Source organism: Pararhodonellum marinum, assembly GCF_015354735.1.
Lineage (GTDB): Bacteria > Bacteroidota > Bacteroidia > Cytophagales > Cyclobacteriaceae > Pararhodonellum > Pararhodonellum marinum.
Genome location: NZ_JACEFJ010000018.1, coordinates 25,150 through 38,372, shown reverse-complemented (window position 1 = coordinate 38,372; position 13,223 = coordinate 25,150). Strand labels below are relative to the sequence as shown.

General features: G+C 39.5%; 11 protein-coding genes. 6 read left to right on the top strand and 5 right to left on the bottom strand.

The genetic code is table 11. From position 1 onward, the window contains the following. Window positions 1–111 precede the first annotated feature (111 nt). Window positions 112–675, top strand: a complete 564-nt coding sequence (locus H1A14_RS21390; RefSeq protein WP_194778352.1) for a Crp/Fnr family transcriptional regulator — start codon at window positions 112–114, stop codon at window positions 673–675. An 80-nt stretch (window positions 676–755) separates the two neighbouring features. Then, a complete protein-coding gene (locus H1A14_RS21385) occupies window positions 756–1,331 on the top strand; it encodes a hypothetical protein (RefSeq protein ID WP_194778351.1) in 576 nt (191 codons plus the stop codon). Between the two features lie 255 nt (window positions 1,332–1,586). Here the strand turns inward: H1A14_RS21385 and H1A14_RS21380 are convergent, their stop codons facing one another. From H1A14_RS21380 to H1A14_RS21365, 4 genes are all read right to left on the bottom strand, one after another. Next, complete coding sequence (locus H1A14_RS21380) at window positions 1,587–2,831, bottom strand: S41 family peptidase (protein ID WP_194778350.1); 1,245 nt, start codon at window positions 2,829–2,831, stop codon at window positions 1,587–1,589. A 204-nt stretch (window positions 2,832–3,035) separates the two neighbouring features. Then, window positions 3,036–5,495: an ABC transporter permease gene (locus H1A14_RS21375; RefSeq protein ID WP_194778349.1), complete on the bottom strand. Its 2,460-nt coding sequence runs from the start codon at window positions 5,493–5,495 to the stop codon at window positions 3,036–3,038. 13 nt (window positions 5,496–5,508) lie between these two features. Then, window positions 5,509–7,920, bottom strand: coding sequence for an ABC transporter permease (locus H1A14_RS21370; protein ID WP_194778348.1), 2,412 nt, complete (start codon window positions 7,918–7,920; stop codon window positions 5,509–5,511). 358 nt (window positions 7,921–8,278) lie between these two features. Beyond that, entirely contained in the window at window positions 8,279–8,608 is a 330-nt protein-coding gene (locus tag H1A14_RS21365) for a winged helix-turn-helix transcriptional regulator (protein ID WP_194778347.1), read from the bottom strand. A gap of 78 nt (window positions 8,609–8,686) precedes the next feature. Between H1A14_RS21365 and H1A14_RS21360 the strand changes: the two genes are divergently transcribed. The 4 genes from H1A14_RS21360 to H1A14_RS21345 all read left to right on the top strand — a co-directional run bounded on the left by H1A14_RS21360 (window position 8,687) and on the right by H1A14_RS21345 (window position 12,655). Next, a complete protein-coding gene (locus H1A14_RS21360; RefSeq protein WP_194778346.1) occupies window positions 8,687–9,322 on the top strand; it encodes an NAD(P)-dependent oxidoreductase in 636 nt (211 codons plus the stop codon). A 65-nt stretch (window positions 9,323–9,387) separates the two neighbouring features. Next, complete coding sequence (locus H1A14_RS21355; RefSeq protein WP_194778345.1) at window positions 9,388–10,257, top strand: NmrA family NAD(P)-binding protein; 870 nt, start codon at window positions 9,388–9,390, stop codon at window positions 10,255–10,257. 208 nt (window positions 10,258–10,465) lie between these two features. After that, window positions 10,466–11,164 (top strand): response regulator transcription factor, encoded by a 699-nt coding sequence (locus H1A14_RS21350; RefSeq protein WP_194778344.1) that lies wholly within the window; start codon window positions 10,466–10,468, stop codon window positions 11,162–11,164. 21 nt (window positions 11,165–11,185) lie between these two features. Beyond that, entirely contained in the window at window positions 11,186–12,655 is a 1,470-nt protein-coding gene (locus H1A14_RS21345; protein ID WP_194778343.1) for a sensor histidine kinase, read from the top strand. A gap of 110 nt (window positions 12,656–12,765) precedes the next feature. On the opposite strand, the gene H1A14_RS21340 is transcribed toward H1A14_RS21345, so the two are convergent. Beyond that, a complete protein-coding gene (locus H1A14_RS21340; RefSeq protein ID WP_194778342.1) occupies window positions 12,766–13,212 on the bottom strand; it encodes a DM13 domain-containing protein in 447 nt (148 codons plus the stop codon). Window positions 13,213–13,223: the final 11 nt, after the last annotated feature.

Sequence of the window (13,223 nt, the reverse complement as noted above, 5' to 3'; positions counted from 1 at the left end):
TTGCTACAATAGACAAATTTTAATCTTGCCATGAGTCATCAAATTCAGGATTTATTTGTTAATTAAATGATGATCAATTGACAAAGATGTTTTTAACCCATAACAGTTTCCATGGAACAATTGAAAAACTATTTCAATAAGCTCGTTAAGTTAACGGATCAGGAATGGGCTGATTTTCAAGCATGCTTAATTAAAGAAACGCATGCCAAAAAAGCCTATCTTTTGGAAGAAGGTCAGAAATGTGATTTTATAGCCTTTATCGAAGCGGGTACTTTTAGGTTTTACCACATTTTGGATGGGGAAGAAATAGTCACTGCCTTCTTTTTTCCAGGTGATTTTGTGACCAATTACCGGAGTTTTTTAACTGATAATCCATCTGATCATCATATTCAGGCGCTTCAGGATGCCATCATTTACAAAATCCATAAAAAAGACCTTCATGCCCTCTATGATAGATATCAATCCATAGAGCGACTGGGCAGGTTGATTGCGGAGAACCTTTATTTAACAATAACCAAGCGGCTGGATTCATTTCAACATACCAGTCCTGAGGAACGCTACCAAGAGCTAATCAATCGGAATTCAAAACTGCTCCAGGAAGTTCCCCAATACATGGTAGCCTCTTACATCGGTGTGAAACCGGAAACACTCAGCCGCATCAGAGCAAGGAAATGATTTATTGACTTTGGTCAATGAAAAAGAGTCGGGCTCAGAACCAACTTTGTATCAATCTTTAAATCTTAAATGTTGAACGTATGAAAAAGCTGGTTCTTTCTTTTATTCTTCTCGCAATAGTTGTGACAGGATATGCTCAAAATGAAATTCCTCAACCTAAAAAATGGGGTGCTGAAGTCAATATTTTATGGCCCATATTTCCGGGAAATATCTACAAAGGTCAAGTCACCTATGAAACCTGGCGAAACAATGAACTGGCTGGTGATGTGTTTCTGGGTTATCATCTTCGGCCTTTTGAATTTCGCGAGGAAGAAGGCGATTTTTCTAATTTGGCATTGACCTTTGGATATCGACAGTATTTTTGGAAAGGACTGCATTTGGAGCTCTACAATGCTATTGGTCCCGGATTCAATAGAAACAATGCCGTCGATGGGCTGGATAACGACAGTTGGGATTATGAAATCGGGCTCTTGGTCGGATATCGTTGGGAATTGTTGAAACAGGAAAAACGCGATAAAATGAAGATCAGTCCTTACCTTAGTGTACAGCATGGCTTTTACTACGTGGCTGCTCAAAGCAATCCACATCCTATTCTGAATTCCGAAGGCGAACGGGCCGTTTATGTGGGGACTTTGAATTTGGGGATTCGGTTTTGACAAAAAGTATGAAACTCCTATTTCAATTTGATTTTCAGCTTCTTTTCTAGAAAATATTACAATGCCCTATAACTGATAATCTTTATTTGCCATCGGTTTTTCTTAAAAAAATGTATAGGGTGATCAGGGCTAAAAGGCTTCCCTGTTCACCCTATACTTTCTGAAACATTTTCGGCTGGGCACCGGACCTTTCTGGGGTGTGCAGACATGTGTCTATAGGTCAGCTAACCTAGATATTACCAAAGTTTTGCTATTTTAATTCCCCAATAAAAATTCCAAAGCGTCTTGGTCTGTCAGAATATCAGGTGGAATACCCAAATCTGCATTCTTTTCATTTATTCCCGCATATTCATAGTAAACAGTGCTCGTTCCACACACCAGTTTTGAATGGGGCAATTGAAAGGTCATCATATCAATAAAACCCGAATAAGGCTGCCCGATGGGCTGACCTACTATTTTCCCCAAGCCATTGTATTTGACGGCTGCAACTATGGTAGCAGCAGAGGAATAGGTGTAGGCACTCGTCAGAAAAAACAGATCTCCTGAAAACCTGTTTTTCTGAGACTTTGGTCTGATTGGATTGACCATTTTTGGGTTTACCTTCTTCCCCAACATGTCATATTGGTATTTTTGGTGGATGGTATAAGGCATGTCGGTCAGATAATCAAGCAGCATTTCCCCAAACATAAAATTCCCTCCCCCATTATCCCTCAAGTCAATGATCAAGGTTTTTATTTTTTTGTCTGCAAGCGTTTTAAAAGTGTCCTTGAGGAACTTAGCAAATTGACTTTTGTTGATGTCATTCATATCTGAAAATATGATCAAGCCTTTTTCTGCATCTATCAACTGAAACGCATATTTGGGCTTGGCATCCAATTCATCAAAGCTTAGCCATTGCGCTCTTGTGATAGAAGTCGGGGAAAAAGTCCGGCTTTCATTTTCGTCAATCACCTCAATCACGCTGATCTCCCCCTCCAATCTATAGAGGTAATCGGCAAAACTCCCTTCAATTCTTTCCATACGATGCGCTTTTGTTTCACCCCCCGCCATTTCTAACGATTTGGTCAAGATTGCTGAAAAATCAACCTGATTGAGCCTTTTGATTTCTGCCCCTATCAAATTGGGATTTGTATCAGGAAGCAAGGATTTTGAAAGGAATCCCTTTGATTCCTTGATTTTTATTTGGTAAGGAAAAACCTTAGCATCGGAAGGGATTTCGCTGTTTTGGATGAATGTATGGCCGTCCCCAAACTCATTGGCATACTTGGCCATCATCTGGGCAAATTCATTCATCGGGACCTTATCCTCTAAAACCCCAATCAGGGAATCACTGTATGCCTCATAGTTTGGGAAATGACGCTCAGGATCAGGATACTTGGATTGTATGGTTTGGTTAAAAAAGCGGATGTCTTCGGATGCCTGAGCTTTGGATATGCTTTGAGCCATACAAATACCTTGAAAAATTAAAGTAAGCGTGAGGATGGTACAGACTACTTTCATTTTGTAAAACATGTGCTTCTCTTCTTAATATCTTATTGGAACTTGGTATTTGTAACCTAACACATAATAGAAATCTTTCTGGTAAAGATTGGGATTTAGTAGAGGTGAAAACCCAATATCTACTTCAAATCAATCGATAAAAACTCAATGCAGAATCAATTGATATTGTGCCTAAAATTCCATAGCATCAGACAATGAAAGGCTTTAATCCGATTCCAATACCTCCACGGGATTGACCATAGAAGCCTGATAGGAGCGCCAACTGACCGTAAGGGCCATGATCAATCCAGAAATCAGAAAGGTCAATAAAAACAAGGAAGGTCCAATGGCTATCTTCTCAGGGAATTGCTTGAGCCACCAAGTCACCAGGTAATATCCCAAAGGCATGGAAATCGCGGCTCCCAACCAGACAGGTTTGAGAAACTCGTTGAAGAGCATTTTTTGAACCGAAAGGATCCCCGCACCCAAAACTTTTCTTATCCCGATTTCCTTGCGCTTGGAATCTGCGACAAAAAGAGCCAGTCCATAAATCCCTAAACCGGAGACGATCATCGAAATCAAAGAAAAAAGCCCGATAAGAAAAGAAGCTTTTTCCTGTTCACTGTACTGAGTTTTGATCCTGTCCTGTAAAACAGAATACTCAAAAGGCCTGAAGGGCTCGATTGCCTTCCAGGTCGCTTCCAAGCTGCTGATAAATTCGGGGGAGTCTATATTTTCAGTACGGACAAGCACATATTCAGGTGTAAAATTATTGATGGGAAGGAAGACTGTTGGAGTAATGGGGTACCTTAGATCCTGGGTATGGTAATCTTTGACCACACCAATGATTTTTCCTTTGTAATTACTGAATAATTGCCCGTTCTCCTCTGTAAACACGCGCACCGAAGAACCCAAAGCTTCCTCTTTGTTCTTTTGGAGGATCTTAAGTGCGGACTCATTGACCAAGGCTGATTGTCCTTCGATTTGTGGAAATTGATCCCGCATCAGACTAAACTCACCAAGATCGGATGGTTCATCGAGAATCTCCCTTCCTGATACCAATTCCACATCCAGAAACTTAAAGAATTCCGGGCCAACAAACTGCACATTCATAAATCGGATATCCTCAGGCCTGTCTCCTTCAAATTCAACTGAAGGGGCCCAACCCGATTGTATACCAGGAATAAATCGGCTCATATTGACCGCATCTACACCCGAGAGTTGGGCTATTTCATTCATCAGTGCATCCGTCTTGTCAAGATCTCTGGTATTGAGAATCATCAGATTAGTTTCATCAAAACCCATTTCCAAACCGGAAAGATGTCTGTACTGATAATAAACAGCCAGAGAACAAAAGATCAATACTCCCGATAGAAAAAACTGGAACCCAACCAGGTATTTTCTGACTTGGCCTCCTCCTGAAGACAGATTGAAATTTTTTAGGATCAATTGTGGCCTTAGTCTTGCAAGGTATAAGGATGGTAAAAATCCTGATAAAAAGGAAACTCCCAGCCAGAATGCCACAATCAACCACAGGTATTTAAAAAACATAACCGAAACATGAATTTTTGAAAACCCCAAATAAGACGAAAGATAAGGTTGAATGGCCTGAAGCATAATCAGCCCAAACAACAGAGAAATGGCATTCAGGATCAATGCCTCACCCAAAAACTGCATAGAAAGTTGGTTTTTTTGTGCCCCACAGACCTTTCTCACCCCGATTTCCTTTGACCGCCTCAAGGCTTGAGCTGTGGTGATGTTGATATAATTGATGCAGGCCAGTATCAGAATAAAAGCCCCAATGGCTACAAAAATCCATAAACTTGTTTTAGACACAGCCGGAGTCCAATCGTATTCGATTTCGGTATCCCAGTGGATTTGATCAATGGGTTTAAGGTAATGGGCGTATTTTGCTGCCTCTTCTTCTTCCCTATACTTAGGCATATTCTGCGCTAAATTGGTTTCAAAAGATTTCGGATCAGTGCTTTCATTTAACTTGACATAAGTATATACCTGAGGCCACCAAAAACTGCCGAATTCCGCTGTGGAAGGAAATCCCACCACATTGGTTTTCCATGAGTTCAAGCCAGCCAAAAACTCGAATTTCATGTGCGTATTATCTGGTAAATCTTCAAATACTCCTGCAATTTCCAATTCAAACTTCCCATCAAACAATACGTGGAGACCTACTGGACTTTTATCACCAAAATATTTTTCAGAGGAAGATTTGGAAATAAGCATTTTATCTTGGCTTTCCAGCACTCCATTCGCTGTTCCCTGAAGCATTGGAAATGGAAAAATCTCCAAAAAGCCCTCTTCAGCAAATAAAAAAGCTGAGGTTCTGAATGTTTCTTGTTCTTCACTTTCCCTTGGAATAGTAAGCAATGCGCTGACTTCCAACGCCCTACTCATTGCGGTCATGTCTTCGGTCAGTTCATTTTTCAACAGATTCCCTAAGGCTCCTCCGGTCCAGGCCATCCGCTTGCCATCGGTGGGATTTTGTTCTATCCTGAATATTTTGTCTTTTTCGGGGAAAAAAGCATCGTAACTCAATTGATGGAGTACGTATGTGCCAATAAGGAGACAGCAGGCAAAGCCAACTGATAAACCTATGGCATTGACTGCTGAAAAAACTTTGTTTCTCCTAAGACTCCTGATGGCGGTAAGCAGGTAATTTTTAAACATGATGGATTTAAGTTTATTCGGTTTTTAGACTTTGTGCAGGATTTTCAAGAGCAGCCTTATGGGAAACAATTCCAACCAAAACACTAACAAAGGCAAGTGTGACTACTCCCACCACTAAAAATATCCACTGTTGAATCGGAATACGGTAAGCAAAATTTGAAAGCCATGTATCTGCTATCCAATAAGCAGCCGGCCAGGCAATTACCAAAGCAATACCAACCATCAAAACATACTCTGTTGTAGATGTACTAACAATCGAAAGTGCTGAAGCACCGAGAACTTTTCGAATTCCAAATTCTTTTCTCCTTGCCAAAGTGAGGAATAGCGAAACTCCGATGATGCCAATTGCCGACAAAAAAACTGCAATTACATTAAAATAGTGGATTAAATTGGCTGTTCGCTTATCTTGTTTATATAGGTTGTTAAGGTTCTCCGAAAGAAACTCAAGCTCAAGTGGGAATACCTCCTTGAGCTCAGCATAAACAGATTCAACATCCGAAATCACTTTCTTTTCATGTGTAGGATCATAAGAAATTATACTTCTTCCATCCATTAAGAGGTTTTCTTGAATTGTCAAAAAATAAGGATCCATGCGTTCATGGAGGGAAAACAAATGGATGTCTTCAAAAATCCCTGAAACAGTAAATGGAATGCCAGATTGACCGGTTTCAGGATCTGTATATTCAGGTTCAGTGACGACTTCTGCTCCGATAAGGTCTTCAGGTTGAATACCTTTCATCCTTGAGATTTTCTCTGCGGCGGTTTGGTTAATCAAGGTAAATCGACCTGCTGGTATTTCAGTAAGGGTGGACTTTATATCATAGGCCTTATACCCCTCTTGATCAAGGTAAAGCTGATTGGCATCATCAAATACCGTTTCCAATCCTTCTATCTGATAAGTTCCTTGATTGAAGACCTGCGTACCAAAAGAACTCCCGTTTCCAACTGCAATTACTCCAGGGATTTGTCTTAATTTTTGTTGAAAGTATCCGATATTATCTTGGGAGGTATATGCAAAAATTACCCCTTCTTTTTTATATCCAATATCCTTTTGATTCACAAATTCAAGCTGTTTGGAAACCAAAAAGGAAACACTTGACATGCCAATTAGAATTACCAATTGACTGACTATCATATACTTTCTCACAGAAAATGTTTGAAAATTGGTTTGCTTCCAGTCCTCTTTAAATAAACTGACCACTCGCCTCATTCCCAAATAGGAAGCAGGTGTCAAGCTTGCCAAAAAACCTATACCGATAGCCAAAGCAATCAAACCCATTAGTGAATTTGGATCTTCAAATAGATTTGATGGAATATCTGCTTCCATGAGCGCATTAAAGCCAGGGACAAATAAGGAGACCAAAATACCTACGAAAGGAATAGAAAGCAGAGAAAGTAAGATTCCCTCCAAGAAAAACTGAAAAGCAATCATCCCATTGTGCGCACCCATCGCCTTTCTGACTCCAATTGATTTACTGGCTTTAGATTTAATTGCCAATGTAATGTTAGCATAGTTAAACAAGGTGATAAAAAGAATTAGGAGTGCGAAAATCCCAATAAGGGAAATATAAATCCTGTTTCCGGGAGATTTGGCTTCATACAATATATTTGAATCCAGGTGAATGTTAGAAATGGGCTGAAGGTAGTGACCAGCATACAATTCATCTTTATCCAAATTGGGGTTAAATGTTGCAATAGTGGCATTGAGTTGATTTTCAACTTCATCGGGGAAAATTTGGGCATCTACTTGGACATAGGTCCGGCTTCCCCAATAATCAATTCTATCAGTACTTACTGCCACCTCAAAACCAAAATGTGAATTTGCCGGAACATCCTCGATGACTGCGGCTAATTCATAAGGTTCTTCTCCCACAAAAATTAAACTACCAAGCAAAGAATCCTGAAATTTAAATTCAGGGCCAAATAATCTCTTAGCCAATGAAGAAGTTAGCAGGACTTTATTGTTCCCAAAGGTAAAGCTTTCAAGAGAACCCATTATTGGATTCCAAGTAAACATGTTTACAAATCCTGACGGCGTATTTGTACTTAATATACCGTCAGATGTAATTTGTTTTTCATCTGCCTTGATGAATTCCGAATAAGGTGAAATGATGAATTGGGTAATATCCATGACTCCAGGTGAGGATTTTAGAGATTCGACCTGAAGCTGTTGTACTTCCGATGAGGTGCTTGACCAAGATGGAAAACCGATAACGCTGTAATCTTGAGATCGATAGGTTCGAACCAGCCTGTATATATGGTCTGAATTATTGTGGAAACTTTCAAAACTGTTTTCAAAACGGATGTAGGACATTCCTATATAGGCCACAAAAAGTCCGGTAATTAAACTCAGTAAAATCAGAATGGTAAACTTTCTATTTCTCAGGTATCCCCTGAAAGCAAGTTTTACGTAATACTTAATCATATTCTTTTTTAACTTATACTTTACCTTCTCCTCATTTCCATTTCTATGCCATGTTAATGTGTCTAAATTGATCTTAAAAGCAACTATTGTTCTAAAATACCCAACATAGCGAACAAATTTGAACGGATTCGGACAAAAGAAAAAATTTCTATGACTCCTCTTGAAAGCAAAAAAAACTCATTCAATTATTTTAAAGACCAGTAATTTTAATCGAAAATCAAAAAATAAACTCAGTCTACTCCCTGATCCATCATAAGGTTTCCTTGTGTAATAATAAGCCCGCCTTTTGAAGTTAAAAAGCTTTAGGATAGGAAAAATGTTTTTAAAATTAAAGCAATTTTATCTTTAGGAAAGGGGCCTAACCTACTGATCTTCCTTCGTATTGAAGCGCGAAATTTCGCATGGCTTCGATCAAAGGCATGGCTGCTTTTCCTTTCTCAGTCAGAGCATACTCTACACGAGGAGGTACTTCCCCAAAATTCTTTCTGCTTACCAATTCACTGTCTACCAATGTTTTTAACTCTTGAATTAGCATTTTTTCACTGATATCAGGGATTGATTTTTTCAATTCACTCAGCCTGTAAGGTCCGTTGAAAAGCTGAAAAAGAATCAATAATTTCCATTTGCCTCCTATCAGTTCAAGAGTAGTGCGTATAGGGCAACGGGCCGTTATTTTGAGGTGGTTCATACTTACAAAAAGGTTAGTATATGACAATTCATATAGTACCATAAAAATAGTAATTTTATACATAGCAAAAATACAAAGATGAAAAAAATCGCACTATTTGGAGGATCGGGTCAGACGGGTCGCTTGTTTTTGGAACAAGCGCTTGAGAAAGGTTACCTTGTAAAAGCACTTGTCAGAGATCCGGGTAAGGTAGTCATGAAGCACCGGGCGTTGGAGATCATTCAGGGGGATGTGCTGAAGGAAGGCGAAGTAAAGGCTACCGTTGCAGGGTGTGATGTGGTCGTCAGTCTTTTCGGTCATGTGAAAGGTTCGCCGGAGTGGTTACAGACTGAGGGTACAAAAAATATAATCACAGCCATGAAAACATCTGGCCTAGAACGGATCATTTCACTGTCAGGTGGTGGACTCCCCTACCCTGAAAAAGACCAGCCAAAGTTTGCGGACAAACTGATCCGAACGATCATGAAAATAGCGGTACCTAAAATATTGAATGATGCCATCCGACACCACGAAGTCTTAGAGGAAAGTGGTCTCAATTGGGTGATTGTAAGAGGACCCAGATTGACCAATGACCCAAAGAAAGGAAATTACAGGGTAGGTTGGGTTGGTGTCAATGCCAGCACCAAAATTGGCAGAGCGGATCTGGCGGACTTTATCTTCAGGCAGGTCGAAGATGAAACCTTCAACCAACAAATGCCTTTTGTTAGCTATTAAAAGGACGTAAGACAGAGGCAGGGCGACCGCTTCATGGTGAATCCACATTTTTAAAAAAATATAAAATGCGCATATTGATAACAGGTGCCACAGGCAATGTGGGAATAGAGGTAATCAAGTCGATCGACGCATCTGGCCATTCTCATCAAGTATATGCAGGGCTTAGGGATGTGAAAAAAATGGAAATTGCTTTAGACCCATTTCCCAATATTCAGCAAAGGGTATTTGATTTTGATAAAACCGATCATTTTCATACTTACCTCAAGGACATGGATGTGCTTTTCTTGCTAAGACCCCCCCATATCTCCGACGTGGATAAGCATTTTCGGCCCCTGATTGAAACGGCAATAAAGGTTGGGACAAAGCATATCGTTTTTCTTTCGGTTCAAGGGGTGGAAAAGAGCAGTGTCATCCCCCATCACAAAATCGAAAAGCTCATCCAACAATCCGGCTTGCCTTTCACTTTTTTACGTCCCGGATATTTTATGCAAAATTTTTCTACTACCCTGAGAAAAGACATTGTTGAAAAAAACAGGGTATTTCTTCCGGCCGGAAAAGCCAAATTCAATCTGATTGACGTAAAAGATGTGGGAGAAGTGGCTGCAAAAGTATTAATTAACCCTTCGGAACACAGAAATAAGGCTTATGACCTGACCAATGGAGAACAAATGGATTTCGAACGCATGTGTGCTGTTTTAAGTAAGGGCATCGGTAGAAAAATTGATTTTGTATCACCCAACTTGCTTTCCTTTTTCTTCCAAAAAAGAAAGGAAGGCATGGCCACTCCATTTATCCTGGTCATGATCATGCTGCATTATTTGCCCCGTTTTCAAAAATCCCCTCCCACCTCGGATTGGGCAGAAAAGCTGTTTGGAAGGAAACCGACTAGTTTTGCGGAGTATGTGGAAAGGGAAAGAAGGGGTTTTCTTGATTAGTAAGGATAAATTCCAAAAATTGGTCAATTCCTCGATTGAAAAACTTGTAAAGTGTTCAATAGGATCTTTGGATATCATTGGCTTGGGGTGTACTTTTTGATTGGTTTAAAATATGGAATAAGCATTAAATGAAATCAAAACATTTTATTCGTGATAGTTTCGTGATTTTTTCATTTTATTTTTATAAAGCAAACTAGGTAATGAAAAAATGAAAAATGTTTTAGTGGTAGAGGATGACCCTGATATTAGTCAATTGATACAGATTCATTTAAGAGACCTGGATTATAATGTAGAGGTAACAGACAATGGAAAGCGAGGTTATGAACTTGCTGGAAAGTGTTCTTTTGACTTGATGATTTTGGATCTCATGTTACCCGAAATGGACGGTCTAAGCATTTGTCTAAAATTGCGTGCTTTGGAAAATTTTACACCAATCCTAATGATCACCGCCAAGTCAGAAGAAATTGATAAGGTATTGGGTCTTGAATCCGGAGCGGATGATTACATCACCAAGCCTTTTAAAATCAGGGAATTCATCGCAAGGGTCAAAGCAATCATGCGTAGGCAGGATCAATTTATGCAGTTAATACAAAAAGATGAGCCCAAGGTGAAATTTGCCGATTTGGAAATTGATGAAAAAAGAAGAAAGGTTACTTTAAATCAAATGAGGGTGGATCTTACCCCTAAGGAGTTTGATCTGCTTACACTATTGGCCAGAAATCCAGGGAGAAGTTACAGCCGTTCAGAATTGTTGGAACTCATATGGGGCTATGATTTCAATGGTTACGAACATACTGTAAATGCACATATCAATCGTCTCAGATCTAAGATTGAAACGGATGCCAACAATCCTTCTTATATCCTTACGACATGGGGAATTGGATACAGGTTTAATGATGAATGGTAATTCCAATTAAAATTTAATTCCATGAAAAGTTTATACTGGAGAATATCACTTGCCTTCACATTGGTTTTATTGCTTGTGGGCTTTGCCTACATCCTGATCACCACACATGCTTCCAAAAATTATTTCTTGGAGACCACCCAAAAACTCAATGCCTCCGTAGCTGAATACCTGGTCAAAGAAACACCGCCTTTTTTGGATGGAGAGGTTTGTCAAGAATCTATGGGAACCATTATGCACTCCATGATGGCGGTCAATCCTGGAATAGAAGTATATCTGCTTGATCCCAACGGTGAAATTCTTTCCTATGTTGTACTTGATTCAAAAGTAAAATTAAAGCGTGTAAATGTGGATCCCATACGTGATTTCATCGCTTCTCAGGGAAATGATTTCGTGCTAGGGGATGATCCAAGAACCATTGACAGACAAACCATCTTTTCGGCTACGGAAGTTCGGGAGGGAACTGAACTCTTAGGTTATGTTTACATCACCTTGCTCAGTGAAAAATACGAGAAAATATCCGCAGGACTTTTGGGAGATTATTGGCTTAAGCTTACACTGGAATCTTTTCTGATCACATTGGTCATTTCTTTTATGATAGGATTGGTCCTGACTGCCCTGCTGACCAAAAACCTACGGGAAATTGTAAAAACAGTCGGCAAGTTTAAGGAAGGTGATCTTTTGGCTAGGGTACCTGAACTGAACACCAAATCTGAATTGGCAGTATTGGCAAACACATTTAATCAGATGGCCGACAATATTATCAGCAATATGGAAGAACTTAAAAAGGTGGATGCACTCAGGAGAGAACTCATCGCCAACGTATCCCATGACCTTAGAAATCCTCTGGCTGTTATCAATGGTTATGTGGAAACTTTGATGATCAAGGGGGATAAAGTGACCAATGCTGAGAAAAACCAATACCTTAACATCATCAATGATTCTACAGATAAATTGACCAAACTGGTTGCTGATCTTTTTGATCTTTCTAAGTTAGAATCAGGTCAAATGACATTTAAAGCTGAACCTTTGAAAATACAAGAGCTACTTTTTGATGCTTGTATGAAGTATGGCCTTTTAGCAAAGACAAAAAACATCGATTTAATTGCTGAAATCTCACCCTCCTTGCCTGTGGTATTGGCTGATTTGTATTTATTGGACAGGGTCATTCAAAATCTTGTAGACAATGCCGTCAAATATGCACCCGAGAATGGAACCATTGCCCTTAAAGCTTATTTCTGCCAAAGGACCCATAAAGTCTGTGTAAGCATAAAAAATTCCGGAAATGGAATACCGCAAAAAGATCTTGGGTCCCTTTTCGACAGATATTTCATGGTAGATAAAGATCAAAAAAGAATTGAAGGTTCCGGACTTGGACTGGCAATTGTCAAAAAAATCCTTGAAATCCATAATTCTGAAATTCAAGTCATTTCGGATTCTGCTTCATTCACTGAATTTGTTTTTGATCTGGATCCGAAAGAGATTGCAGTTTGAGTTTGGAAGATTAAAGGATGGTATGGTTGGAAGGATATTTACTTTCTATAATAAGAAAAATGTTTGTCACCCTTTTTTTCCAACCATACTGATCACCCAAATTGTTCAGACTACTCTATCAATGCATTTCCGAATGGGATTCTAGCTGCACCACACCAGATAATCCCATGGGTAAACTTAGTATCGGGAAGGTCATTGAGTTCGTAAAAATGCTGACCTGGCTTATTGACAATTCCGATCAATTGAAAACTTTCGTTTTCCTCCAACCTCAAGCTTGAGGATGTGGAAAGATATACCGTCACTGTTCCAGTAGAAAACTTGGTATCGAAGTTTTCGCTCAATCTAATGAAAAATTTTCCTGAACTGTCCTCCACTACTTGTACCATTCCCATAGTATTCGTACCGCTTTGTCTGATTAAAGTACCCGACTTGAGCACTTCAAAGTCTCCTGTAATTTCGACACTGTTGTCAGCAGGCATTTCAATAAGGTCGTTGTCACATGAGGTAACCATTAAGAGCAACATCAAAATAAAGAAGATTCTATTTACAGTTTTCATAATTGTGCTAA

Coding starts and splice junctions, on each gene's coding strand:
- H1A14_RS21380 (WP_194778350.1), bottom strand. CDS start 2,831: ATGAAAGTAGTCTGTACCATCCTCACGCTTACTTTAATTTTTCAAGGT.
- H1A14_RS21365 (WP_194778347.1), bottom strand. CDS start 8,608: ATGAACCACCTCAAAATAACGGCCCGTTGCCCTATACGCACTACTCTT.
- H1A14_RS21360 (WP_194778346.1), top strand. CDS start 8,687: ATGAAAAAAATCGCACTATTTGGAGGATCGGGTCAGACGGGTCGCTTG.
- H1A14_RS21375 (WP_194778349.1), bottom strand. CDS start 5,495: ATGTTTAAAAATTACCTGCTTACCGCCATCAGGAGTCTTAGGAGAAAC.
- H1A14_RS21385 (WP_194778351.1), top strand. CDS start 756: ATGAAAAAGCTGGTTCTTTCTTTTATTCTTCTCGCAATAGTTGTGACA.
- H1A14_RS21350 (WP_194778344.1), top strand. CDS start 10,466: ATGAAAAATGTTTTAGTGGTAGAGGATGACCCTGATATTAGTCAATTG.
- H1A14_RS21340 (WP_194778342.1), bottom strand. CDS start 13,212: ATGAAAACTGTAAATAGAATCTTCTTTATTTTGATGTTGCTCTTAATG.
- H1A14_RS21370 (WP_194778348.1), bottom strand. CDS start 7,920: ATGATTAAGTATTACGTAAAACTTGCTTTCAGGGGATACCTGAGAAAT.
- H1A14_RS21345 (WP_194778343.1), top strand. CDS start 11,186: ATGAAAAGTTTATACTGGAGAATATCACTTGCCTTCACATTGGTTTTA.
- H1A14_RS21355 (WP_194778345.1), top strand. CDS start 9,388: ATGCGCATATTGATAACAGGTGCCACAGGCAATGTGGGAATAGAGGTA.
- H1A14_RS21390 (WP_194778352.1), top strand. CDS start 112: ATGGAACAATTGAAAAACTATTTCAATAAGCTCGTTAAGTTAACGGAT.